Source organism: Zunongwangia mangrovi, from assembly GCF_900112105.1.
Classification (GTDB): Bacteria; Bacteroidota; Bacteroidia; order Flavobacteriales; family Flavobacteriaceae; genus Zunongwangia; species Zunongwangia mangrovi.
The window spans coordinates 111,684-137,874 of the sequence record NZ_FOKV01000007.1; the positions used below are offsets into that span (position 1 = coordinate 111,684).

Genomic DNA, 26,191 nt, shown 5'->3' on the forward strand with positions numbered 1-26,191 from the left:
CAAGATCACTCAAGTTAGAACCAGACAGTAGCTTAGAAAACCTGAAGCAAAAAAAATCGGAAAATGCGGCAACATTTCCCGATCTGTATATTTTAGACTGTCACAAAAAACAATCACTTAATAATGCTTTAAAAGTATGAAAAAACTTCTTAAACCTAAAAGAAGACCAAAACCTTTATTCGATAAATTAAAAATGAGAATAAGCCTTTTACTTTTTTTATCTGTCTTTAGTATGAAGGCCAATGATTCTTTGGCACAAAAAACAAAAATTACTTTCGATCATAAAGATGTTAGTATTTATCAATTAATAGATGAGATCGAAAATCAATCTGATTTCCATTTTATTTACCGAGTTAAAAATGTAAATCTAAGTCGAAAAATAAACATCAGGGTTGTAAAGAAACCTTTAATTGAAGTTTTAAAATTGATGTTCGATAAAAGTTCTACAGCATACACTGTTGTAGAGCAAGACAAACAAATTCATTTAACAGAAAAGAAGCCGCTGCCTTCACATTCTGAATCCACGAATAAGCAACAGCAGTTCCTGGTAAAGGGAATGATCTCAGATGAAAATGGGCTTCCACTTCCTGGCGCAAGTGTTATCGAAAAAGGAACTTCTAATGGTGTGGTAACAAATTTTGAAGGGGAATTTAGTATTTCTATTTCTTCGGAAAATGCCATGCTCATTGTTTCCTTCATTGGATACAAAACTCAAGAAATTGCGGTTAATGAGCGTGCTACAATAAATATTCAATTATCTCCCAGTGCAGCTGATCTGGATGAAGTTGTAATTACAGCTTTAGGAATGAAGCGAGAGAAAAAAGCTTTAGGATATGCCGTTGGAGAAGTAGATTCTGAACGTTTAAATTTAGTTCCGCAGGAAAATGTGTTAGGCGGATTATCTGGAAAAGTTTCCGGACTAAATGTGAGCAGAGCTGGAAATGACGTTTTTGCACCATCTTACGTGACTATTAGAGGAAGAACCTCATTAACTGGAAATGATCAACCTTTGGTAGTTATTGATGGAGCGCCCGTAGGAGACGCTAGCGTGATGGGAGATATAAGTGCAATGGATATCGAATCTGTAAGTGTACTAAAAGGAGCAAGTGCAGCTGCATTATATGGATCCAGAGCAGGAAATGGCGTGATATTAATTACAACAAAGTCTGGTAAAGGCATTCAAAAAGGAATAGGAGTAAGCCTAAATTCAACTTTAACCATTAATAATCCTTATAAATACTTCGATTTACAGAATCGTTTCACCAATGGGCAGCGTGGTTTATTTAACGAAGCCACCTGGCAGCATTGGTACGGAGCGGAAGAAGGTGCACAGGCAGTACAATGGAATACAAATGGGGAAGCCGCTCCATTACAATTTTATGATAACAGTCTGGAAGATTATTTTACCACTGGCGTAACAACGATCAATGATGCGAAGGTTTCTGGTTCCTACGAAAAAGGAGATTTTAGACTTGGAATTTCACATCTAAATGGAGAGGGAATAACACCTGAAGCAGAACTTAAGCGTATAGGTTTAAATCTAGGAACAAACTATAAAATTGCAGAAAATGTAAATTTATCCTTAAACCTTAATCTTACCAATTCTAATTCAGATAATTATCCTTCAAACTTAATTGGTGGTAATGATGAATATTTTGACATCTATAATATCGCACCGCATATCAACATTAACGATCTTAAAGATCAAATTTGGCTAGAGAATAATGTTCAGCAAAGAAATATTACAGAAGGTTACAATAACCCATGGTGGTTTAGTAGAGAACGCCAAAACCGTTTTGACAGAATTCGCGGTTTTGGAAATCTTGAACTAAATTGGAAAATTAGCGATGAGTTTAATGCACTTGCAAGAGTTTCTCATAGCAGCAATAATAATAGACAGGAAATTATTCGTCCGTGGTCATACCAGGGCTTTGGTAATACGCAACCATTTGGTTCCTATTTTATTAATAGAGCATTGGATAGAGAATCGAATGCCGAGGTACTTTTCAGCTATACTAAAGATCTAAAGGATTTTAATGTTTCTGCCTCTGCTGGTGGTAATATTCTAAATTCTAAAGGAGAAAGTTTTAATGCGGGAGGTGATAATCTTGTGTTACCAGGATTATTTACGTTATCTAATGTAGCACGAGGTGGTCTAAATTATGCCAGTGCATTTTCAGAAAAAGCGATCTATAGCGCTTATGGATTACTTTCTTTAGGATTTAGAGACATTGCTTTTATTGATGTTACTGCAAGAAACGATTGGTCGAGTACGCTTCCTCGTGAAAATAGGTCATATTTCTATCCATCGGTATCTGGGAGTGTTTTAATTTCAGAAATAACACAAATGCCATCATGGATATCTTTAATAAAACTTCGTTCAGGTTGGGCCGAGGTAGGAAAAGATACATCTCCTTATGCTATTCATCCAATATTATCACAAGGCTATTGGGGAGAAGATTTTACTTATTCGCTGCCAGGTAGTATGCCTAATACCCAGTTGAAGCCAGAAATAGCAACTTCTTATGAAGTAGGTGCAGATCTTAAATTTTTCAATAATCGATTTGGTGTAGATGCGACGTATTATAAAAACGAAAACCGTAACCAGATCTTAAATGTTAATGCTTCACCACTTTCGGGATATACAAGTACCACTATCAATGCCGGTAAAGTAGAAAACTACGGAGTTGAGTTGGGAATGCATCTGGTTCCCATAAAAAGTGAGGATTTTTTATGGAATATGGACTTCAATTTCACCACCCAAAAAAGTAAACTGGTAGAACTTGTGGACGGGATAGATCGTGTTTCTTTTGGAGGTGGTCGTGATATGGGATCATTCACCAGGGTAGGAGGAGAAATTGGTGATCTATACTCACCTTATATTCAAAAAGTAGAAGAAGGGCCTTATGCAGGTTGGAATTTACTGGATACTAACGGTAGATGGGTAGTAGATCGTACTTACGAGAATCAAAAGAAGGTAGGTAATTTTAATCATGATTTTACCATAGGAATGACCACATCTATTTCATATAAGAACTTTACACTATCTGCGAGTTTCGATTGGCGACAGGGAGGACAGTTCTTTTCTGAATCTATGAAAAGAATGGCTCGTTCTGGTAAGATCGAAAACTGGCAAAATGGAGTAAGTTCCAGTACATTTTCTGGAATTCTAGATGCCAATTCTTTTGGCGGAGATCGAGAAGCTTTAGCAAATGAAATTCGAAATAATCCGGTTTATCGTGATAATGATGTTTGGATAGGTGGAAGAACCGAAGAACTTGGAGGTTTTGAGAATAATGGTAATTATAATGGAGCTTTTTTTCCAGGAGTGATCGATAATGGGGACGGAACTTATACTGAAAATTTTGGAGGCCCGGGAACCAGAATGTTCGATGCTTACCGCGTAGTAGAATCTAGTGGGAGTTTTTGGCGTACTGGCTATGCTTTTATGTATGATGCGTCTTTTGTGAAATTAAGAGATATAACTTTTACATACACGCTGCCAGAAAAATTAGCTAGTAAGATTTCTGCAAATAATATTTCCTTTTCTCTGTACTCTAAGAACATTATTTTATGGACAGAAGCGGGCATAGGGATCGATCCAGAACTTGCCTATCATGGAGGCCAGCAAGGTCACGAAAAATGGAATCTGGCTCCATGGACGGCGCCTGTTGGATTTAGACTAAATGTTGGATTTTAATCATTATATAAATGAGAACTTTTAAAAAGAATATAATAAAGCTTGGCTTTTTGAGTATCCTTGCTTTTAACATTGCCTGCAGTGATTCGCTAACAGAAATCAATGTAAGCCCAAATAATTTAGCTGATACTGAAGTTGACATCAAATTTGTACTAACAGGAATATTAAGTTCTTCAGCACAAATGCAGAGTCAATTATCCTACGATTGGGGAGAACTTTCAGCAGCAACACAATATCTACAGAGAGATTTTACCAGTTACGAAGAGAATAATTATCAATGGTCACCGGTAGATTACAGCAGTTTCTATAGTCCGCTTAAAAATGCGCAATACATTTATGAACGAGCGGAGAACGAAAAAGAAGGTGAAGTGCGAAATTATTATCAGGGTGTAGCTTTAATCATGAAAGCTTATGGTTTTGGTTTCCTGACCTCAGCATTTGGTGATGTCCCTTACAGTGAAGCTTTAATGGCAGAAAATGGAGGAGAAGCATTTCAGCCTTCTTACGATTCACAAAGAGAAGTTTTCCTAGGTATTTTATCTGATCTTGAACAGGCAAATGAGCTGTTAAGTAATGGCGCGGTTATAACAGAAGTAGCTGATGCTGATATAGTTTATGGCGGCGATAGCGCGAAGTGGCAGGCTTTTGCAAATTCTTTAAGACTTAGATTCTATATGCGCCTTTCTGAAAAGGATGATATAGATGCACGCTCTAATTTCTCGCAAATAGTTCAGAGTAATTTACCAATCATAATTAGCAACGATGATAATGCTTCTATTAGTTACATAGGTACAGATGAAAACAACAGCTGGCCTGGTGGTCCATTAAACTGGAGCAACAGATCTGAATTTTACAGAAGAAAACCTTCAGCAACAATTGTAAACGATCTAATTGCTCTGGAAGATCCAAGATTAACCAAGTGGGTAAGTCCGGTAGATGTACAATTAACCGCAGGGGAAACAGACGGACTTGTTTTGGAGAATGGCCGATTAAGAAGAATTACAAGTATTGATATTGCTGAAATAAATTCTGATGATAATCTTGAAAATGATTTAAATACCTCGCTTTATGTTGGTTTACCGGTTGCTTTAAGTGCGCCCAATGATTTTAATATGGGAGCGGCTACATTAAGCGATTTTGGAGATGCCATTGCAAATGAAAGACCAGATGTTTATCTGGCTGCAGCTGCAAATCCGCATAGCTCATACCTAACCGATATGTATTCAGAAAATGCCAACGATTTGGTCAAAGCGGTATTTATGAATGCTGCTGAGGTTGAATTCTTATTAGCTGAAGCAAGCCTTAGAGGCTGGATCTCTGATGATGAAACAGCGCATTATGAAAGAGGAATTCAGTTATCCTTCGATCAATATGAAATCTATGACGGTGCTGAAAATGCCATTTATAACGTGGAAGAAGATAGGACAGTAGCTTTTAACGAAGCACGTTATCTAGAGAATGCTCGCCGTATTCTTGAAGAATCTGAAAATCCATTACAGCATATAATGCATCAAAAATGGATCTCTTTGTGGTTAACCTATGAATCCTGGTTTGATTGGAGACGTACAGGATATCCGAACCTGGATCAAAATATCATTTCAGGAACCCGGGGACAAAATACTCCTGTTCGATTTATTTATTCAGACACTTATAATGAAGCCAATATGTTGCAAGCCATTGAGTCGGGTTTAAGCCCTTCAGAAAATGATCAATGGTCAGAGATGTGGTTGCTTCAATAGTACAATAATTAAAGATGAGACGGCTTGGTCAAGTAGGTCATAGTCGTCTCTCTATTTAATTCAATTTAAATGAAAAAAGTATTCAAAAAAGCAACAATATCAGCCATATTTCTTGGACTTATTTTTTCTGTTTTCTCTTGTAATAATATAGAAAAGAAAACTGAAACAGAGACAGAAGGTCATTCTCATTCGCATGATGAAAATGGTACTGGGCATAGTCATTCACATACGCATTATGAAGCTAATGATACTATACCTGCGCATAAACTTTTATATCCTAGTAAAGTGCCAGATCGTATTATCGCGAATGTTCCTGAAGATGCCGCCACAATGATTGCTGTAAATTGGCGAACCAATCAACAAATTAATAACGCGGTATTAGAAGTAGCTGTTGCCACAGATGGCCCAGAATTTCAACTTGGAGACATTAAAAGTGTAAATGCTAAAACTGAAGTTTTTGAAAATAAACATGTTAAGCATAACGAACCTTTGGTAAAGACTAATTATCACTCGGCATCCATTACGGGCTTAGAACCTAAAACGACCTATGTTTACCGTGTAGGGAGTAATGAACTAGAGGGAGATACGCTATGGAGCGAATGGTTTCAATATACAACAGCATCAGATAAAACTGGAGAAGAGTTTAGTTTTATCTATTTTGGAGATGCTCAAAACCAGGTTAAATCGATGTGGAGTCGTGTGATTAGAAACTCGTATAGAAAATTTCCTTCGGTAGATTTTATGTTACATGCAGGAGATTTAATAAACGATCATGATTCTAATTTACAGTGGGGAGAATGGTTTTATTCTGGTAGTTTTATCCATGCTACGGTGCCAAGTATTATGACGCCCGGTAATCATGAATATAAAGACACAACACTTACGCCTTTATGGCAACCACAATTTAATTTACCTAAAAACGGACCAAAAGGAATAAATGAGATTTCTGAAACCACTTATGCAGTAGATTATCAGGATCTAAAAGTAATTTCAATAGACTGTATTAATTTTGATCGTAAAGATGAGCATAGAGAAGCACAGGTGCAATGGTTAGATTCAATTTTAAAGAATAATACTAAAAAATGGACAGCATTAACTATGCATTTTCCGCTATACACACCGGCTCAAAAAAGAGAGGATAATGCGGTTCTTATTGAACATTTAAAGCCTTTAATAGATAAATACAAAGTGGATCTTGTATTACAAGGACATGATCATACTTATGCAAGGGGACAAATTAGCAATAAAAAATCTGGTGTCACTTTAATGTCTGATGCAGGAACCATTTATGCAGTATCTGTTAGTGGTCCTAAAATGTATGAATCTACAGATAAGAAATGGATAGAAAGGCGAGGTGAGTTTACGCAATTATTTCAGATCATTACTATTAAAAATAATAAACTCAGCTACGAAGCATATACGCCTATAGGTACATTATACGATGCATTTGATCTAACTAAAGCTGGAAACAAGAAAATTTTAAAAAACAGAATTCCGGATACGCCAGTTAGGCTTAAAAGTGATTATACTCGATAATAGCGATTAAATGCTATGAATCTTACCTTGATTTAAAGACCATTTTCAAAGAGATGCTTCACTGACTTGCCCAGAGTTAGTTTGTTAAGAAATATAATTTTCGAATTAAAATTAATAGAGTAAGTTTGTTTGATTGCAGTGTTTAATTCACATGTTGGTAGAAGCCTCTAAGAAATTAGAGGCTTTTTATATAAAATGAGCTATATATGATACTGATCTTGGATATTTTTAAAGCCAGTTTTTAAGAACATCTAGTTTGGTATATACTAACTATATGACCTCTTTGATAAATATAGTTTTAATAGTTAGTGTGATACCAACTTTAAACCAACAATCGAACCGATTAACGTGGTAATAAAGAATAACCTCCAGAAAGTAGCAGGTTCTTTAAAAACAAATATTCCTAAAAGCACGGTACCGGCCGCACCAATTCCAGTCCAAACTGCATAAGCTGTACCAATAGGAAGTACCTTTGTTACTTTTACAAGCAAAGTCATGCTTAGAAATAGGCAGATTAAAAACCCGCCAAACCAAAGTTTAGAGATTATTCCTTGAGTATGATTTGCCTTACCCAGACATATAGCAAAAAGCATTTCAAACAAGCCGGCAATAATTAAAAGTATCCAATTCATAGCTTATAAATTTCAGCAAACATAGAAAGAATTAGAAACAGAATATTAATAAGTATCCTGATCCTTTTTACTAAAAGTATTTTAAAATTCGATTCGTAGATCTTTTTTTAAATGTGCCGAATTTTTTGGCCGGCCAGTAAAGCAACATGCTCAATGCAATGGCTATGAGCCATACATATGCAATATGATTTACACCAAAGTATGCACCTTGATTAGCACCAAATGTCGTGTTCAATATTTGATAAGCGATAAGTAGGATGTATGAATGAGATACGTATACAAACATAGGAACACTACCAAAAGTTTTAAATACGAGCATCCATGGTCGCTCAAAGCGCTCAATGAAATAGAGGAGAAAACAACCTATGCCGAGCGTTAACAATAAAAAATCCAGGGATGGAGGGTACTTTGTAAAATTAATGAAAGACATTATACTTTCTATTGGCGAGGAATGAATTTGCCAGTGGTTAGTTTCTCCGTAGAGATTGAAACCACGTAGTAGGCCTAGAAATGTTAAAGATATAAAAGCACTAGCTAGCAGGAAGCGATGTCGATTTTTTGCAAGTTTAGTATTCGTATACAGCATCCCGGCATAATATCCTAAAAAAATTACTCCTATCCAGGGAAGTACCGGATAAGAAACTTTTATGTTCAAAATCCCAGATTGTAGAAGATAACCACGATCATGTAGTATTGTCCATACTGGGAAGGCTATTTCCCCAGGTTGAAATTCTACAGGGGATAAAAGATTATGACCAAATATGATTAGCAAACCTATAATACCTAATATACGTTTTGGTAATTTAAGTACTAAAGCCAAGACGATCATGCTAAGGCCAATGGCCCAAATTACCTGTAGGTATAAGTTTTGATAGTTCCCAAACCACGAAAAATTAATTAAGGTGATTTCCAAAACAATCAAAAATAAGCCGCGCTTCAATAAAAACGACTGAAGATCACGTTTTGGTTTCTGAATCGGATTTTGGTATAAATATGCAGAGAGCCCGGTTAGAAATACAAATATAGGTGCACAAAAATGAGCACTTAATCGAGTAAAGAATAAAGAGGGATCTGTATGTTGAATATCCATGGGATCTGTTACCTGATGATGATAAAAGAAACGTTCTCGAACATGGTCTACTATCATTAGTAAAATAACCAGGCCACGAAGGATATCAATAGAATGAATTCGTTTTGAGGTACTTTTTATTTTATGAGCCATTTTTAAAGAGTGCAGAGTTGTAAAAGCACTGAACCAAAGGCTAAGCTTATAGTACTTTTACAATTAGTTTAGAAGTTCTACTAGTACGATAAGTACGTAATTATCTTTACGATTGAGGGATAGGTTCACTGTTTTAATTTTATATTTTCCATCGAGATGATTCAACATTTTTTCTTTTATAATGGAATCTATAATAAAGGGGTTTTCAAAATCAATGGGAGCAATGAGCTCATAATTAAAAACTTTTGTATTCATAAATCTTTTTTGAGTCTCTAATTAAACTTTGTTGCAATAACGTAATTTTTTATTAAATTATTTTCAGGCTAAGTCATAAAATAAGATTAGATAGAATTATTATGATTCTGATTTTATATAACTGACTGATTAAGTCTTTGCTAATTATTAATTCTCACTATTTAAAAAGTTAACATCTAAATAATGTGAAACTTGTCTAATTAAATTAATTTTAACGCAACTAATATGCGTTAAATGAAAAGAAGAGATTTTTTTAAGAATGGTAGTCTTTTTGCCTTTGGAGGTCTAGTAAGTGATTTTCATTCTAATTTATGGCTTGATAATAAAGACGAATTTGGCTCTAAGAAAGCTAGAAATATCATATTTATGGTGAGTGATGGTATGAGTACCGGAACGCTGAATATGGCAGATCGACTCTTGTATTTGAAAAATGGCAAAGATAGTCACTGGTTAGAATTATATCGGGAAGGCAAAATAAACAGGGCGCTTATGGATACAGCCTCTGCAGATTCAATGGTTACCGATTCGGCCGCTGCCAGTTCCTCATGGGGTGGTGGAAAGCGTGTCCCTAATGGATCATTAAATGTTTCTGCAAGCGGATTGAAGCACCTACCAATATGGCAAAAATTTAAACAATCTGGTAAAAAGGTAGGATGTGTCACTACGGTTCCGATCACCCACGCTACTCCAGCTGGTTTTTGTGTGATGCAGAAAGATCGAGGTGATCAGGATCAAATCGCTCTAGATTATTTAGACATTGAAATTGATGTGATGATGGGTGGCGGTAATGAGAATTTTGCTGCTGACAAGCGAGGAGATGGCCGTGATCTTTATAGTGCGTTTGAATCCAAAAATTATAAGGTTTTTAAGAACCGAGGTGAACTAATGAATTATAGGGGCAAACAACCTATGTTAGGAGTTTTTTCAGATGTTGGGCTACCCTATGCTCTAGATCGAGCTCATGATAGCGATTTAAGTGAAAATATACCTTCGCTTGCAGAAATGTCCAAAAAAGCAATAGACTATCTTTCTACAAATAGCGATGATGGTTTCGTTTTACAAATTGAGGGAGGAAAAGTAGATTGGGCTGCCCATGCAAATGATGCTTCAGCATTACTTTACGATCAGATAGCTTTTGACGAAGCGATCAAAGAGGTCATCGATTTTGCAGAGAGTGATCAGGAAACTTTAGTAATTATTACTACGGATCATGGAAATGCTAATCCAGGCTTAATAAAAAGTCATGAGGTAGATGAAAATTTTAATCATTTAAGTCACTTCACCCATACCAATGCCTGGCTATTAAATAAGATTAAAACGGAGGCCAACTCTTTTGGGTCAATAAGGGAATTGATTGCAGACGTTAATGGGAATCAAACCATTACAAAAGATCAGGCTAAAACCTTAATGAATTATTATACAAAAAGTAATGAGGGATTATATAATACTAACAATTTACCATTTGGTCCACTTGCTGAAATGCAAAAGGATTATACCTCTATAGGTTGGATTAGTATGAATCATTCCGGAGATTATGTAGAACTTGCAGCTTATGGTCCTGGGAGTGATCAGCTTAATCCTTTTGTGAAGAATTACGAACTGCATAATTTTATGTTGAAGGTAGCAGAAGTAGAAAATAAATTTTAGACAGATTTTTTATAGAAAAATGTATAAACAAAGAGGGGATTTTTCAATCCCCTCTTTGTTTATAAAATAACCGGTAAAGATGGCTGTAAAAAGTGATTAATTGTAAAACCAACCATTATGAAACTTTACCGGCTTGTTAAAATTTATTTATTGGCACCGCCATAGGGTATAAGCCCCGAGATAGTTTACTATTTGAGCTTAACGCTCCTTTTAACATCATTATACTCTCCGTCTATTGGGTTTCCTTCGGAATCTAAAAGTTGCAACCTAATACTTACTTCTCCTTTTGGAAGTCCTTTGATGATATATGGTTGCCATTTTTTGATTTCAAAAACATTTCCATTGATCGTTGCTTTTACATAGTTTCCATTTTCAGAGAGTTTTGTATTCAATAAGAAAAAATCCAGCATTACATTTTTAGTATCTTCTCCTGAGTATTCTCCTTTTGGTCGGCTATAAATCAAGGTAGGCTTGTTAAAGTCTACATTGGTTTGTGCTGCGGTTGATTCTCCCACTTTGATCGTCTTAGCGACATAAGAATTTTCATTTTTTACCGATTCGTGATACGATCTACTTAAAAATGCTACGATATGGTGGGTGCCTTCGGTAAATTCTTTTGAAAAATCAGAATTGTAGTGTGCCGAATAAGGTTTATTGTCCACAATAAAATGAATATGTTGTCCTTTTCCTGAATTAGCCAATGAAGAGATGATATTGTTTTTGGTGGTTTGAGCTCCCAGTTCATAATTTTCTACTTCAAACTGAAAATCCAAAGTGTTTTCGCTGAATTGATTATCAACCGGCGCAGTTAATTTGAGTTTAGCGTCCTTATAGGCTGGAGAATCTGTTAATGCTACAATACTTATTTCTGAAACCTCATTTTCTTGTGAAACAACTTCTTCATCAGAATCGTGTGTTTCTTGTTTATTTTGATTTTTACAAGCAGTAAAGCTTATTAGGGCTATAAGACCATAAATTGATAATGTTCTATATTTCATTTTTCGGATGCTTTTACAGTTAAACCTTAATTTTAAACGGGCCAGTTATCTTCTAAGATTAGGTTTCCATTACGCCATTTTTGGAGTTCCAAATTATTGAGCAAGCAGGCATTTAGTTGATTTCTTAGCTTTCGTTTATCGTAATCTATTCCAATAAAGACTAATTCATTCTTACGATCTCCTAGTTCAGGATCCCACTGTAGCTCTATAGTGTCTTGATTCTCTAAAAAAACTGGATGATCGATGCGTTGATTAAAGGGCATGGACGCCCACCATACTCCGGCGGGATCTGTCTTAAAAGATCCACCTGCGCTACTCCATATGAGTGCCTGATCGGAACGGGAGGCTAGCCAGAATAATCCCTTACTTCTAATTATCCCGTGAGGGAAGTTTGCCATTAGGAATTGAAATAAACGTTCAGGATGAAATGGAAGTTTTTCTTTAAAAGTAATTGAACTAATGCCATATTCTTCTGTTTCTGGGGTATGTTTATTTTCCAATTCTTTGATCCATCCTGCTGATGCTTCAGCTTTTTGGAAATCAAAATAACCGGTATTGATTACTTCCTTATAATCAACTTTAGAATGCTGAGTCTCTAGAATTTTAGCTTCAGGGTTCAACGCTTTTATAATCCTTTGAACATGTTGCAATTCCTGTTTTGATACCAGATCAGTTTTATTCAGGACGATAACATTAGCAAATTCAATTTGGTCTGTAAGTAAATTAACTATACTTCGATGATCTTCTTCATCATTAGCCATTTCACGATCCTCAAGAAGTTCTGCACTAGAAAAATCATTCAAAAAATTAAACGCGTCGACTACAGTTAACATACAGTCGATATAGCTAAAATCTTTCAGATTATACAAACCTTCGTAATCTTCAAAGCTAAAGGTTTGTGCTACAGGTATGGGTTCAGAAATTCCAGTACTTTCAATAATTAGATAATCGAAGCGGTTCTCTTTTGCAAGTCGTTGTACCTCTATCATGAGGTCTTCACGTAATGTGCAACATATGCAACCATTGCTCATTTCGACTAATTTCTCTTCTGTTTTTGAAAGGGTATGTTGATTTTCTACAAATTGCGCATCGATATTAATTTCGCTCATATCGTTTACAATGACAGCTAGTTTCATTCCTTCTCTGTTATGAAGAAGGTGATTAAGCAAGGTCGTTTTTCCTGCTCCTAGAAAACCACTAAGTACGGTAACCGGAAGTTTGCGCATATCTTTATATTTTGATATGCGTCAAAAGTATGAAAAGCTTTTTAATAAAAGCAACAAAGTTGCGTTAAAAATAAAAAATAATAGCTAAGCTTCTAGTTTAGATTTAATTAGTTGAGTTGATGCAACGCTTACAAGTCCCAATGATAAGCAGTTGGGTTTCTCTAATATTATATCCGGGCAGTTGAGGAACTTTTACAGTATTTGGTAAACACTCTACATTACCACATACTTCACATTGAAAATGTAAGTGATTATGAATATGCTGCGGAGGCTCTTCATTACAAGTTTTACAAAGCGCGAAAAAAGATTTGCCGTTTTGTCCCGTTACAAAATGAATTTTACCGGCTTCAACAAATCGATCTAACATTCGATATACTGTTGTTTTATTGATATGATCTTCTAATTGCTCTCTAATTTCATCAGCAGTTAAAGCCTTTTCAGCATTTTTCAAGAGGTCTAAAACCGCTTTTTGATGTTTTGTGTTTCTTGTTTTTTTACTCTCCGTAGTTTTCATAATCCTCCCTTTTATTACGTAAATGTAAGCTTTATCAAAAAAACTAAAAAATCACCTATTTTTCGTTTAAAACTAAAAGCAGGCCATTAAAGCCTGCTTTCGAATCAAAATTTGAAAAATGAAAAATATAAAAAATAAAACTACTTATTAGTGTTCATGTGCATCTTCCGAGGCCTGCGACATTACAAGAGTAATATCGGTTTCAAAAGTTAAACCTACAGTGGTTTCCGCTTGTACTTTAATTAAATATTCTCCTGCTGTAAGACTATGGTTATGGGCCACAGCTATTTGTCCTGTTTTCTTGTCGATACTTATAGTACCGGCTTCATTCGTAAAGGCTGCACCATCTTTTTGTATATTCAGAATTGAAAATGATTTTTTGTATTGAGCAGGATAGACGTTAGGAGCTGGTGATTGATAGTTTTCATGTAATGCGATATGCAAACGGTTTGTTAGAATAGTAAGATCAAGGTCAGGATAAAAGGTGCCATACAGAAATTTGATTTCAGGGATAAATCGCACACGAAATTGTCTTGTTGCCAAAGTGAAACCATCTCTGCTTAAGGAGGCTATAAGATCATTGGTCCATTCTGCCTCCTGATCGGGATCACCTGCGTTTTCATCAAATGAAATTTGGTTATTTTCTATGAAAACCTTCCCGTCCGGTCGTCCGTTTTGGTGTAATTCCCACTGAGTGTTTTCAAGATCTAAATCTGGGGTAGAAAGATGGTAGGTTATGCTATCACTTGTTCCGTACATTTGATATGCAAATGGAATACGTAATTCATTATCCATTTCGTCTATATCAATTTGTGCAGGAGCAATTTTTACAAAGAATGTTTTACTTACCGGTAAGAATGTTGGATAGGCACTTGCGGTAAGTGTAATTTCGTAAGCTTCTGGTAGTCTTTTTCCAGTTATGGACGAGCTAAAATTATTGGGATATAGTTCCTGACTTTGAATTGAAAATTGGTTATTCAATGTGTCTATAACAATACCTGTATCTAAAACATCCTCTAAGTTTTTATTATCAGTGATATTTATATTCTCATGGTTAAATAGCATTTCAAAACTTACATTTTGATCTTTATAATCTTCTGGCAGTTCAGCATAGAAGTCTTCCCCATAAGTTAGCTTAATCGTATCTGGTAAAGTGATAGGGGCCAGATAACCTGTGGGCTCGATTTCTGGTGGAGGTTCAGGTGTTTCTTCTACATCAGTGTCAATCATGAAATCATCAGAGCTATCGCAGGCGCTTACTAAAAATAGTAATATGGCTAGTTGCCATAATCTGGTAAAATAAAATTTGGTCATTGTTTTTTTGTGCAAGAATAGCAGTTTTTATAATTAAAAGCAACCTTATTGCATTAAATATATTTTACCGATTAATCTTCCACTGCTTGTACGATCTAGTTCAGGATTTTATAGTACCCAAATCGTTTTTTAAGTCATAAAAAATAAGAATTAGAAACAGAAACTTAAGAAGCTTCACTATTAAAATTGAATGATAATTTATCTAATTTCTAAAGCCTTCGCTTAAAATTTTAATAATTTTGTACATCGCCCAACTAATCAACATGCAACTTTCTTTAAGGACAATATTAGTGCTTTTAGGCATTCTTTTTTCGCTTAATCTTAGCAGTCAGTCTCAAAAGTCTTTTGAATTTCAAACTATAGATTCTTTATTACAGGAGCAAAATTATGCCTTAGCTAAAACTAAAGTTTCTAAACTGCTAACAACCCAAAATGACGATTCTTTAAGCGCTAAAGTGCATTTGTATTTAGGCAAAATAGAATTACTTACCGGGAATATAGATACAGCACTTGCTGAATATTTTAAAGCTAAAGCACATCAAAATTATTTAAGCCTTCAGGATAAAGTCAATTTGTTTTCAGGCGTAGGAGTTATATATTCTAAATCTCAGAATTTTGAAGATGCCATTATAAATTTTGAAGAAGCTTTAAATTATGCTGAAACTGATTTAGATCGTTTAAAAATCCTGGTAAATCTTGGCAGTGTTTCTATGGAAGCTGACAAAGAGCAGGTAAGCAAAATTTACAACGAAGCACTGGCAATCACTAGAAAGCTTGAAGAATACGGCGTAGAAGCCATTGTTTATACCAATCTTAGTAATTATTATCTTAAAGAACGCAACTGGAAAAAAGCGGAAGAAAGCGCAAAAAAAAGTCTACATTTAAGAGATTCCTTAAAAATGCCGGTTTCAGTAATTACTTTAAATAATCTTGGCTATGCACAGGTAAATAGCGGAAATATAGAAGACGGAATCAAAAACTACAATAAAGCTTTAAAGGATGCTAATTTGCAGGAAAAAATTCAGCTTTTATACAATTTAACAAGCGCAAATATTGCTGCGGGAGATTACCAGACAGCATTACGATATTACGACCAATATGATAGTGTAAAGGATATTGCTGCCAGTAAAAACTACGAACAAAAAATTGCCGATATCAGGACGGCTTATGAAACCGTAGAGAAAGAGAAAAAAATAGCCTTACTGGAAGCCGAAAATAAGATTAGAAAACGCGAATTGATTTGGATTATCATAACCGGACTCGTTTTATTATTAGTATTAGGGATTGGTGGCTATTTTAGGATGAAACATATTAAGATTCGGCAAAGGTTAGAGCAATCTCATTTAAGAAGTAAATTTTTAAGATTGCAGCTTAATCCTCATTTTTTGTTTAATGCCCTGCAACAGGTTCAGTTCTATATTTATAAAAACGAGCGTGAAACGTCTATGCATTATCTGGATAATTTTGGAAAACTTATAAGATCGGTTTTAGAACATTCAGATTCAGATTTTATTAAAGTAAGTGAGGAAATTGCGATGCTTCATAATTATTTAAGTTTACAGGAAAATGCTATTGCAACAGATTTTTCGTTTCTAATTAAATGTGATGCTGCAATTTCTGCGGAAGAAATAAGGATACCCGCAATGCTATTGCAGCCATTTGTAGAAAATGCGGTTATTCATGGCGCTAAAGGAAGACCAAATAATCCCAAAGTTGAGGTTTTATTTAAAACAACAGAAGCTAAGCATAAAATAAGCGTTGAAATTATCGATAATGGCCTGGGAATTCAGCAAAAACAAAGAAATATTCAGCATGATAAATTACATCGATCTATGGGGCAGGATATTCTTAAAAAGAGAATGCAAGAGCTAAATACAATAAATCAAATTAAAATAGATTTAGAAATTAGCAATGCTACCAAAGATGAAAAATACCCGGGAACAAGGGTGAAACTTATTATCCCTTTTATTGACGTTTAAATATGCTGCAGATGGATTTAGAAAGTAAAAAGGATTATTTACGAGTGCTTATTGTAGAAGATAACTATGCATCTTTGGCAATGCTTAGCGATATTCTTAAAACAAATTTTGGTTTCGAAATTTGTGCTGTAAGTACTTTAAAAGAAGCTAGTGATAAAGTGGTTTCTTTTTTACCAGAATTGCTGATTTTAGATATTAATTTACCCGACGGGAATTCTATAGATTTTCTTGAAAACCTGTATCAACAGGGTTATCCAGAATTTAAGGTTATTTTTACCACTGCCTATGCCAACTACGCTGTAGATGCTTTTAAACTGAGTGCTTTAGATTTTTTACTGAAGCCCATAGCGCCACAAAACCTTATAAAATCTGTAGAAAAGGTCTTGAAAAATATTTCTGCTGAAAATTATAGAAAACAGCTGGAAACTTTATTTCTTAACGAAAGGCAAAAACAGAATAAAAAGATCGTTTTGAAAACGCAGGATGATATTCATATTGTAAGCTTAAAAGATATTATCCAGGCACAATCTGATAACAATTATACTTTATTTCATCTGGCGAATACTAAAAATGTTTTAGTTTCTAAATCGCTAAAGAAATTTGAAAATGAACTCTCAAAATATGGATTCTTAAGAGTTCATCAATCACACCTAATAAATAGTGCACATATTGCTTCTTATAATCGAAAAAAGCAATTTGTGCTTTTAAGCGAGGGGGTAGAAGTGCCGGTTTCTCAAAATAAAAAGCATTTGTTACTCAACTTTTTTAACGAATTCTAACCAAATAGCAGTAAATTCTAACACACACGCTGCAGTTACTAAAGCCTTTTAAATTCTGAAGAACAGGTGTTTTTTGAGATGTATATTTGAACTTGAATCGCAATAAATATCTCATGAAAACAAAGCTTTATATTTTTGTACTTGGCTTTTTTATGATTTCCAGTGGTCTTCAGGCACAATTATTCAATAAGATTAAAGGTAAAATTGAAGATAAAGCAGCAGAAGTTGTAGAAGAAGGACTAAACGCTGGGAAAAAGAATAAAAATACGAAGTCTAGATCTGGTAGAATTCAGTTAGGAGAAGTCATGGATTTTAATCCGGCAGATTCGATAATTTATGCTACTAATTTTTCAAGAACTAAAGTAGGTTCAATGCCGCAAGACTGGAAAACAACAGGATCTGGATCTGTAATTCCTGTAAGCCAGATAGGAGGGAACTGGTTAAAAATGTCTGAGCGTACATCATATAAATTAAATAAATCTTTATACTATCCAGAAGATTTTACGGTAGAATTTGATCTTTTGGTAGCAGCAGATAAAGTAGATGATCTTTCGTCTTTATACTTTGGTTTCACTAAAGATAATAGTTTAAGCAGATGGATTTCTTCAAATAATATTTGGTATACAGAATTGCAGTATATGAATAATAATGATGTTGTTGTTAGCAGTCCTTCAGCAGATATTTACCAGGCTTTAAATTACGATTTAGAAACCTATGCAAATCAGGTAATGCATATAGCGATTGAAGTGCACCAAGACAAGGTAAAGATATTTTTAGATGGGAATAAGATAGCCGATACAAAATTATTTAACAGAGAGAAAGCAAAGCATTTCTTTATTAGTAGTCCGCTGCGCCAAAATCATAATTCAACAACTTTAATCAGTAATTTTAAAATTAGCGTTTATAAAGATTTGCTTGGGAAGTTGTAAAAAGTAGCAGAATCATACAGCTGATATTCGATAAAAATTAAGTTTTTTTTATCGAATATCAGCTATTCTTTTTATTGGCACCGCTAAAGGCTATAATACCCCGAAGTAGTTTACTGTTGGGAATTATTGCTTAACAATTACCAACCACGCTTGCTAAGACAATAGATGTTTCTACTTGTCTCTCAGGAATATTCCAATAAAATTTTAAAAGTTTATTCTTCTCGGTTTCGGGTAAAACTTTAAAGCCGTTCTTGGTGTAAAAACTAATTGCCCAGGATGCACTGGCCCAGGTTCCAATCAAAATAGGTATTTTAGACATTTGGATGAGATGTCTAAGTAATTTACCTCCTATCCCTTTTTGTCTTTCTGAAGTTCGAACATAAGCATGCCTAATTAAAGTGACCTCGTTTTTAAATTGTATTCCCATAACGCCCAATATCTTATTATTTTCTTCGAAGTTCCAGAATTCTACACCTTCAATAATCTGTTCTTGCAATTCTTCTTCAGTCATGTATGGTTCTTTCCATCGATCGCTGGGGATTACGCCTTTATAGGCTATTGAAGCATCGTTTATGATTTCATGTATTGTTGCAAATTCTTTCTTAGGATCACTTTTAATAATCATATAATTTAAATTCGGTTTAATTTAGACTTCAATTTTATAATTTAAAGAAACCTCGTCGCCCGTCATTCCTCCAAATCCCCAATTTGATGCCGGACTTTCTAGTATAACAATCTCAATATCTGTTGTAGAAATATTCAATTGTTCATGGATTTCTTTAAACAACATTTTAATAAGATTCTTTTTGGTTGTGACGGTTCTTCCGGCAATCATCATTATTTCTATGATGATGTATTTATCTGTTCTTCCCTCGGGATAATAAAAATCTTCTTTTTCAAGATTTATAAATCTATGAGCCCTTTTGTTTTTGGGAAAACTCAAGGTTTTAACCACACACTGATGAATAATATCTGATAGTTGAGATTTGATATTTTTCAGGTTTGTTTTTAATCCGTAAACTTTTATTTGTGACATCCTGATCTTATTAGGTTGGGAAATAACTATAACGGTTTTGTATAGGGATTAGTACAATTTCAATAAATTTATCTAAAAAACATCGAATATAGGCTAGATGCCGGTTATAAATTATTGCGATACGGTCTCTACTAAATTTTTTCAGTTTTGCTGATGAAAAGAGATTGTAGGTTTTATTTATTGGCACCGCCAAAGGGTATAATACTCCGAGGTAGTTTACTGCAGAAGAATTTAAAGCGACCTAAAATTAATAAACCCCGCTAAAAGCGAGGTTTTATTTTTAGTAATCAATATAATTTAAGCTGTAAATTGAGCTATTATAACCAATTTTCTCTATTTGTCTCCTTTGGATAAAAGATCGATTTGTAATGTATAAAATTGATTAAATTTAGTTCTTATCTTGATCATTTTCGACTGGGGTGTATTTGAAATCTTTAAATTTCACCATTCCTTCTCCCATAGATACAAGTCCTATTCTTAAGCTTAAGAAACCACTTAGTACATTATGGTGGTAAGCTGATACTTCTGCAGAATTTTCTATTTTATTCCAGTTTTCTCCATCTTTACTGTAATACATATCTACCGTTCCCTTGACGTTTTTAATTTTCAAGAAGACATGAGAATCTATTATATTTTCTTCAGTAACAAACTGCCATCCTCGTAAATTGGCCAAAATATCTTTCGAACTACTTAAAATTCCAGATCCTGCTTTTTCGTTATAAAATAAAACTAAGCCACCTTTAGCTTCTCCTTCGATTTCCATTTCTACTTCAGCTTCATAAGAATGGCTGTAAGGAACTGTAAGTAATGGAGAACTCTCGGCCAGTGAATTTCCTTTAGCTTTTAGGTTCAATGAGTTTCCTGTAAACTCGAATCTGGAGCTATCTATTTTTTTGTAAAATTTCCATTGAGCTCCTAATTCTTTAGCAGAAAAATCATCGTTCAAAGAATAATTATTAGTTTGTCCTTTTTCTAGTGGAAGTTTATAAGCTTCGGTTAGATTGAAATCTTCTGGCACTTTAAACCAACCGTCTTCTGTCCACTCCAATGGAGCTAAAATAGATTGTCTTCCTCTATTGTAATAATCTTTTTCGTAAGCATGTAAGATCATCCACCAATTATCGTCGCTAGCTTCAAAAACCGTAGCATGTCCTACAGACCACCATTGGTCCTCTTTACTTTCGGCTCTTTTTATTGGATTATGAGGAGAGTTTTCCCAAGGACCGGTAGGAGATTTGGACCTTGCAGAAACAACCATATGACCAGTGGCTGGACCAGCAGTTCCTCCTTCTGCAACGGTTAGATAATAATAATCCCCTTTTTTGAATAATTTTGGCCCTTCCATGCAAAAACATTCGATTGTCCAATCTTCTGGGATAGGCCAGCCATCATAGGATTTTTCAAATTCGCCGGTTATAGAGAGTCCGTCTTTGGCTAATGGAACATAACCCCCATTACTAAAATACAGGTATCTATTGCCTTTATCATCTGCGATATGTCCGGGATCAATATTTCCAATTTCTAAATCTATAGGTTCACTCCAAGGACCATTAATATCATCTGCTACGATTACGTAATTTGTATCATTTGCTGGGAAATAGATATAGTATTTTCCGTTATACTTCACCAGGTCTGGAGCCCATATTGATCCTAAATAAGTGGTAAGCGCATTGGTAACAGGTTTCCAGTTAATAAGATCTTTAGAATGCCAGATCGTTAAGCCTGGATAATATTCAAATGAAGAATGAACTACATAAAAATCTTCGCCATCTACTAGTAAACTTGGGTCTGGATAATCTCCTTTAAAAATAGGGTTCTCAAAAGTACCTTCTTTAACCTGATCATTTTGGAATTGAGCCTGAACCAATAGAGGAAAAGCTAAAATTAGTATTAAAAGTTTTTTCATTGTATGTTGTATAGTTAGAGTATTATTTTTTGTAAAATGAATTATTAAAATATATTTGAGATGCTAAAGCACTATTTTTAATGTATTGATAAAATAATTCCATTTAATTTGGTCACAAGATAAGTTGAATTTAAACTTGTAGTCATCAAAACTATTAGTAATTTGGCAAAAATCTAAGAAAAATCACTAAAATTTTTGTCTTGTTTTTTTAGTTGTTATCAATTCAAATTACGTAATCAGTTCCATATTGAAGCGCTTAGTGAATTCAGGATTAAAGAATAGAAGTTATTTTAATTGGGGCAGTGTAGATCAAGTTCAATTTAAAATATTAATTAAAAGGAAGGATTTTAGATGAGAGGTATTTACTTCTTATATGTTTTTATCATATTTTCTTTTTGTAGTTATTCGCAAGAGGATAGTGCTATAAATGCATTAAATCCAGAATACCGCTTTGCGCATAAAGGAGTGGCAGATGGATTGTCACCTGGGGCTGTTAACGATTTTTATAAGGAAGAAAACGGTTTTCTATGGATCGCAACTACTTCTGGCCTTAACCGTTACGATGGTTACGAATTCCAGCATTACAGTCCTAAATCTTCAAATCCTTCTGCAATTCAATCTAGAAATTTTAGAAGAGTTTTTAAAGGTCCTCTTGGTAATATTTGGTGTGAAACTCCAGAAGGAATAAATATTTTCGATCCTATAGATCAAAGTTTTACCAGTGATCAAAATACTATTCTGCGATCTTTTCAGATTTCTGATAGTCCGGTAGAAAATATTGTTTCAATTGAAGATGATTTTTTATTGATCCATAAGGATGCTTCAGTAACAAGAGTAAATGAAAAAAACAGTAAGGATGATCTGAAAGACTATAATGCATATTTAAAGCAAAAAGGTCTTAGACCGGCTTCAGTAGTTGTTTCAAATAAAAATGGGCTATGGGTAATATATACAAACGGATTAATTCATAAACTTGATATTAGTTCTTTTTCAATTATTTCTGAATACGAACAATTAAAAGAAAGTTTTGGTGAAGAAGAGCATGATTTTAGGTTAGTTATTGATGAAAACGGTGATTTATGGATTCATCTATTTCAAGATTACGGAGTCTTCTATTATCAAATTGAAAACGATCAACTAAATAATTATACTAAAGAGTCTACAGAACTTCAATTAAGCAGTAATCTAATAAGTGCTATAGAGAAAGATGTAAATGGAAATATCTGGATAGGATCTGATCTTGGCGGAATCAATGTAGTTGATGTTAACGATCTATCTGTTAGATATATAAAAAATAATGCTGAAATAGGTAATACCCTTTCCCATAATAGTATTACTTCACTTTATGCCGATCAGGACGGTATACTTTGGATCGGAACTTTTAAAAACGGAATTGATTATTATCATCCTAATATTATACGTTTTCCGTTACAAAAAAAGGTGCTTTCGAATCCTGAAAGTTTACCTTTTAACGATGTAAATGTATTTACAGAGGATAATAAAGGAAATTTATATATCGGTACTAATGGTGGAGGTCTTCTAAAATTAGATCAGGAAACCGGAAAATATCAGCAGTTCCTCCACGATGCAGAAGATCCAAATAGTATTTCGAGCGATGTAATTGTTAGTCTGCTTTTTGATAGTAAAAATCGATTATGGGCCGGAACTTATTTAGGAGGTTTAAATCTATTAACTAAGGATGGTTTTAAGCATTTTCGCCATAATCCCGAAGATAGCACGAGTATAGCAGGTGATAATATTTGGGAACTATTTGAAGATTCTAAGGGACGTCTTTGGATAGGAACTTTAACCGGAGGTGTAGATATCTATGATGAAGAAAATAACAGGTTTATACATTCTTTTGAAGGTGGCGGTAAATTTCCTATTCATGCCAATTATATATCTTCTATAAATGAAGACCAAAATGGTAAAATCTGGATAGGAACTTCTTACGGGATAGATATCATAGATCCTTTAAAAAATGTGGTAAAGCATCTTTATCATATTCCTGAGGATAGTACAAGTTTGAGTGATGATAACATTCTGGCTATCTATAAGGATAAACAAGAAAATATGTGGGTTGGATCTCATAGAGGGTTAAATCTTTACAGTGGGAATGATGATGTTTTTTATCACTACGGAAAAGAAGACGGTTTACCGGGTGAAAAAATAATAGGAATTGTAGAAGATGATGAGGGCGATCTTTGGATAACCTCTTCCTTTGGAATAGCTCAATTTAAAAAAGGAGATATTGGTGAAATGAACGGAAGAATATCTCCAGATTTTAAGATTTATAATGATCTGGATGGTTTGCAAGGGAATTTGTTCAATGAAAATTCTATTTATAAAAACAAAGACGGAGAGATATTAGTTGGTGGATTACACGGATTTAATGTATTTAAGCCACAAGAATTTGAATACAATCAAAAAAAGCCTAAAATCATTTTTACTGAATTTAGTCTTTTTAATGAAGATATTTCAGTAGGTGAGAAAATAGGAAATAAGATATTACTAAATAAACCAGTTTATAAAACTGAAAAGATCACCTTAAAGCATGATCAAAACTTCTTTTCAATTGAATTTGCCGCCTTGGACTTTTTTCAGCCTTCAAAAAATAATTATCGATATAAACTTGAAGGGGTCGATTATGGGTGGCAGAGCCTGAGTAATTCACAAAGAGTTGCTTCATATACGAATATAGACCCTGGAACATATAATTTTAGAGTGCAGGCTTCTAATAATGATCAGGTTTGGAATCGAGAAGGAGCGATGCTTAGTATAGAAATTTTACCGCCATTCTATAAAACGATTTATGCCTACATCGGCTATGTGATCTTTATTCTAGGACTGCTTTACCTGGGAAGAAGAAGAATTATTCAGAAACAACGAAAAAACTTTGAAATTCAACAAGAAAAGAGAGAAGCAGCGCATTTGCACAAAATGGATTTAATGAAGATTCGTTTTTTTACGAATATTAGTCATGAGTTTAAAACTCCGCTGTCTATGATCTTATCACCGGTTTCAAGATTAAATCAGCAGCATCTTGGTCCACATGTTAAAGAACAAATCAATATTATAAACGATAACGCCCAACGCTTACTGAACTTAATTAACCAAGTGCTAGATTTGGGTAACGTAAAAAATGATACCTTATTAACTTCGTCAAAAGCTAATATTGTTGATTTTATCAATGATATAGTAAATGGTTTTAAAGACTATGCTGAAAGTAAAGAAGTGAAGTTATTCTTTGTTAGTGAAGAATCGAAATTCTTTACCATATTCGATATGGATAAACTAGACAAAATCGTCTACAACTTACTATCTAATGCGGTAAAATTTACACCAGAGGGAGGGGAAATACATGTTAGTCTAGAAGTTGGAGAAAGTATATTAGATCCTAAAGACCATATCGAAAAGAAAATTTTTATCATTAAAGTAAAGGATACTGGTGTTGGAATTGCCGAGAAAGACAGGCCACAGATATTTGATAGATTTTATAAAGCAGATCTAGACAACGATTTAAATAAAACTGGTAGCGGGATTGGTCTTGCTTTAGTACAGGAATACGTTAAATTGTATTCTGGCGAGATAAATGTTGATAGTAAAGAAGGCAGTGGTTCCTTATTTACAATTAAGTTACCACTTCAAAAGATTCCGCCTATAAAGATTGCTTCTGATAAAGAAAAAATTTCTAATAAGATCCTGGGTGAGAATGATTCTTTACCTACAGTTCTAATAATTGATGATTCCAGAGAGTTTTTAAATTATCTAGGAAAAACACTTAGAGAAAGCTATAACTTATTTATTGCTGTAGACGGTGAAGCCGGTTGGAAGAAAACACTTTCTATTGTACCAGATCTAATAATTTGCGATTGGGAGATGCCGGGAATGAAAGGTACAGACCTTTGTCTTAAGATTAGAAATGATGCTCGTACTAAACATATTCCATTTATTTTGCTTTCGGGTAATCAAAGCGAAGAAAATAAACTTGCTGGATTAAAAGCCGGAGCCAATGATTATATAACAAAACCTTTTAAGTTAGAAGTCTTAAAATCTAGAATCGATAATTTGATAGAACAAAGAAAGTCTTTCCAAGAAGCTTATAGAAAGAAAATTGAGGTTCCTAAAGTAACGAATCAGGTTACGATCGAGACAGAGGATGAAAAATTGATGAGAAAGGTGCTTCAGATAATCAAAAGCAATTACCAGAATCCAGATTTTGGTGTGGAACGCTTAGCGGTGGATCTAGGAGTTAGTCGATCTTTCTTATATAATAAAACCTTGAGTTTATTCGAGAAAACACCTTCAGAATTAATCACTGATATTCGTTTAGAAAAGGGTAAGGAATTATTAGCAAAAAGTCAGTTAACCATATCAGAAATTGCATTCAAAACAGGCTTTAATAACCCTAAGTATTTTACTAAAAACTTCAAGAAGAAATACGATATTCTTCCTTCTGCTTATAAGAAGAAGCATTCCTAGTTTATAAAATTGGATAAAAAGCGATTCAATTTTTCTTGCTCACAGCTAAACTTTTTAGATTTTATAATTATCTATGTGGTTTTAATGTTAAAATTCAGCGAGACTAGTGTTACTGGCGCCTACCAGACTAGACAAAAACATTTTATCCCTTTATAAAACGATTTGATACCCTTGTTAAGGAGTGCAATTTGATAATTTCGTTCTTGTTACTACAACGTTTGAATTATTTACTATTCATTTTGAAGGGTGTTTAATTTTTAAATCAAAAAATTTCGAGGATTATATTTTTAAATCCTC

General features: G+C 34.1%; 17 protein-coding genes. 8 read left to right on the forward strand and 9 right to left on the reverse strand.

What is annotated here, in order from left to right:
- The first annotated feature begins 136 nt into the window (after window positions 1–136).
- From BM201_RS14370 to BM201_RS14380, 3 genes are all read left to right on the forward strand, one after another.
- Window positions 137–3,700, forward strand: coding sequence for a SusC/RagA family TonB-linked outer membrane protein (locus BM201_RS14370; protein ID WP_092543825.1), 3,564 nt, complete (start codon window positions 137–139; stop codon window positions 3,698–3,700).
- Window positions 3,701–3,711: 11 nt separating this feature from the next.
- Entirely contained in the window at window positions 3,712–5,439 is a 1,728-nt protein-coding gene (locus BM201_RS14375; RefSeq protein ID WP_092543827.1) for a SusD/RagB family nutrient-binding outer membrane lipoprotein, read from the forward strand.
- A 69-nt stretch (window positions 5,440–5,508) separates the two neighbouring features.
- A complete protein-coding gene (locus BM201_RS14380; protein WP_092543829.1) occupies window positions 5,509–6,975 on the forward strand; it encodes a purple acid phosphatase family protein in 1,467 nt (488 codons plus the stop codon).
- 305 nt (window positions 6,976–7,280) lie between these two features.
- Here BM201_RS14380 and BM201_RS14385 read toward each other — a convergent pair whose 3' ends face one another.
- Window positions 7,281–7,607, reverse strand: coding sequence for a DMT family transporter (locus BM201_RS14385; protein WP_092543831.1), 327 nt, complete (start codon window positions 7,605–7,607; stop codon window positions 7,281–7,283).
- 70 nt (window positions 7,608–7,677) lie between these two features.
- On the reverse strand, window positions 7,678–8,829 hold the full coding sequence (locus tag BM201_RS14390; protein ID WP_092543833.1) for an acetyltransferase domain-containing protein: 1,152 nt from the start codon (window positions 8,827–8,829) through the stop codon (window positions 7,678–7,680).
- Window positions 8,830–9,318: 489 nt separating this feature from the next.
- Here BM201_RS14390 and BM201_RS14400 point away from each other — a divergent pair, with 489 nt between their 5' ends.
- Window positions 9,319–10,731: an alkaline phosphatase gene (locus BM201_RS14400; protein ID WP_092543837.1), complete on the forward strand. Its 1,413-nt coding sequence runs from the start codon at window positions 9,319–9,321 to the stop codon at window positions 10,729–10,731.
- Window positions 10,732–10,919: 188 nt separating this feature from the next.
- On the opposite strand, the gene BM201_RS14405 is transcribed toward BM201_RS14400, so the two are convergent.
- The 4 genes from BM201_RS14405 to BM201_RS14420 form a co-directional block, all read right to left on the reverse strand.
- Window positions 10,920–11,729 (reverse strand): hypothetical protein, encoded by an 810-nt coding sequence (locus BM201_RS14405; protein WP_092543839.1) that lies wholly within the window; start codon window positions 11,727–11,729, stop codon window positions 10,920–10,922.
- Window positions 11,730–11,761: 32 nt separating this feature from the next.
- Window positions 11,762–12,955, reverse strand: coding sequence for a GTP-binding protein (locus BM201_RS14410; protein WP_092543841.1), 1,194 nt, complete (start codon window positions 12,953–12,955; stop codon window positions 11,762–11,764).
- Between the two features lie 103 nt (window positions 12,956–13,058).
- A complete protein-coding gene (locus tag BM201_RS14415; RefSeq protein ID WP_092543843.1) occupies window positions 13,059–13,469 on the reverse strand; it encodes a Fur family transcriptional regulator in 411 nt (136 codons plus the stop codon).
- Between the two features lie 147 nt (window positions 13,470–13,616).
- A complete protein-coding gene (locus BM201_RS14420) occupies window positions 13,617–14,783 on the reverse strand; it encodes a hypothetical protein (RefSeq protein WP_092543845.1) in 1,167 nt (388 codons plus the stop codon).
- A gap of 263 nt (window positions 14,784–15,046) precedes the next feature.
- Between BM201_RS14420 and BM201_RS14425 the strand changes: the two genes are divergently transcribed.
- The 3 genes from BM201_RS14425 (at window position 15,047) to BM201_RS14435 (ending at window position 18,470) form a co-directional block, all read left to right on the forward strand.
- Complete coding sequence (locus BM201_RS14425; RefSeq protein ID WP_092543847.1) at window positions 15,047–16,762, forward strand: tetratricopeptide repeat-containing sensor histidine kinase; 1,716 nt, start codon at window positions 15,047–15,049, stop codon at window positions 16,760–16,762.
- Between the two features lie 11 nt (window positions 16,763–16,773).
- Window positions 16,774–17,541, forward strand: coding sequence for a LytR/AlgR family response regulator transcription factor (locus BM201_RS14430; RefSeq protein WP_175487055.1), 768 nt, complete (start codon window positions 16,774–16,776; stop codon window positions 17,539–17,541).
- 113 nt (window positions 17,542–17,654) lie between these two features.
- Entirely contained in the window at window positions 17,655–18,470 is an 816-nt protein-coding gene (locus BM201_RS14435) for a hypothetical protein (RefSeq protein ID WP_092543851.1), read from the forward strand.
- Between the two features lie 130 nt (window positions 18,471–18,600).
- Here BM201_RS14435 and BM201_RS14440 read toward each other — a convergent pair whose 3' ends face one another.
- The 3 genes from BM201_RS14440 to BM201_RS14450 all read right to left on the reverse strand — a co-directional run bounded on the left by BM201_RS14440 (window position 18,601) and on the right by BM201_RS14450 (window position 21,412).
- Window positions 18,601–19,095, reverse strand: a complete 495-nt coding sequence (locus BM201_RS14440) for a GNAT family N-acetyltransferase (RefSeq protein ID WP_175487056.1) — start codon at window positions 19,093–19,095, stop codon at window positions 18,601–18,603.
- 21 nt (window positions 19,096–19,116) lie between these two features.
- Window positions 19,117–19,506 carry a tautomerase family protein gene (locus BM201_RS14445; RefSeq protein ID WP_092543853.1) on the reverse strand — a complete coding sequence of 130 codons (390 nt, stop codon included), beginning with the start codon at window positions 19,504–19,506 and terminating at the stop codon, window positions 19,117–19,119.
- Window positions 19,507–19,894: 388 nt separating this feature from the next.
- Entirely contained in the window at window positions 19,895–21,412 is a 1,518-nt protein-coding gene (locus BM201_RS14450; RefSeq protein ID WP_092543855.1) for a family 43 glycosylhydrolase, read from the reverse strand.
- A 351-nt stretch (window positions 21,413–21,763) separates the two neighbouring features.
- Between BM201_RS14450 and BM201_RS14455 the strand changes: the two genes are divergently transcribed.
- Window positions 21,764–25,894 carry a hybrid sensor histidine kinase/response regulator transcription factor gene (locus tag BM201_RS14455; protein WP_092543857.1) on the forward strand — a complete coding sequence of 1,377 codons (4,131 nt, stop codon included), beginning with the start codon at window positions 21,764–21,766 and terminating at the stop codon, window positions 25,892–25,894.
- Window positions 25,895–26,191 lie beyond the last annotated feature (297 nt).

Coding starts and splice junctions, on each gene's coding strand:
- BM201_RS14370 (WP_092543825.1), top strand. CDS start 137: ATGAAAAAACTTCTTAAACCTAAAAGAAGACCAAAACCTTTATTCGAT.
- BM201_RS14375 (WP_092543827.1), top strand. CDS start 3,712: ATGAGAACTTTTAAAAAGAATATAATAAAGCTTGGCTTTTTGAGTATC.
- BM201_RS14380 (WP_092543829.1), top strand. CDS start 5,509: ATGAAAAAAGTATTCAAAAAAGCAACAATATCAGCCATATTTCTTGGA.
- BM201_RS14385 (WP_092543831.1), bottom strand. CDS start 7,607: ATGAATTGGATACTTTTAATTATTGCCGGCTTGTTTGAAATGCTTTTT.
- BM201_RS14390 (WP_092543833.1), bottom strand. CDS start 8,829: ATGGCTCATAAAATAAAAAGTACCTCAAAACGAATTCATTCTATTGAT.
- BM201_RS14400 (WP_092543837.1), top strand. CDS start 9,319: ATGAAAAGAAGAGATTTTTTTAAGAATGGTAGTCTTTTTGCCTTTGGA.
- BM201_RS14405 (WP_092543839.1), bottom strand. CDS start 11,729: ATGAAATATAGAACATTATCAATTTATGGTCTTATAGCCCTAATAAGC.
- BM201_RS14410 (WP_092543841.1), bottom strand. CDS start 12,955: ATGCGCAAACTTCCGGTTACCGTACTTAGTGGTTTTCTAGGAGCAGGA.
- BM201_RS14415 (WP_092543843.1), bottom strand. CDS start 13,469: ATGAAAACTACGGAGAGTAAAAAAACAAGAAACACAAAACATCAAAAA.
- BM201_RS14420 (WP_092543845.1), bottom strand. CDS start 14,783: ATGACCAAATTTTATTTTACCAGATTATGGCAACTAGCCATATTACTA.
- BM201_RS14425 (WP_092543847.1), top strand. CDS start 15,047: ATGCAACTTTCTTTAAGGACAATATTAGTGCTTTTAGGCATTCTTTTT.
- BM201_RS14430 (WP_175487055.1), top strand. CDS start 16,774: ATGGATTTAGAAAGTAAAAAGGATTATTTACGAGTGCTTATTGTAGAA.
- BM201_RS14435 (WP_092543851.1), top strand. CDS start 17,655: ATGAAAACAAAGCTTTATATTTTTGTACTTGGCTTTTTTATGATTTCC.
- BM201_RS14440 (WP_175487056.1), bottom strand. CDS start 19,095: ATGATTATTAAAAGTGATCCTAAGAAAGAATTTGCAACAATACATGAA.
- BM201_RS14445 (WP_092543853.1), bottom strand. CDS start 19,506: ATGTCACAAATAAAAGTTTACGGATTAAAAACAAACCTGAAAAATATC.
- BM201_RS14450 (WP_092543855.1), bottom strand. CDS start 21,412: ATGAAAAAACTTTTAATACTAATTTTAGCTTTTCCTCTATTGGTTCAG.
- BM201_RS14455 (WP_092543857.1), top strand. CDS start 21,764: ATGAGAGGTATTTACTTCTTATATGTTTTTATCATATTTTCTTTTTGT.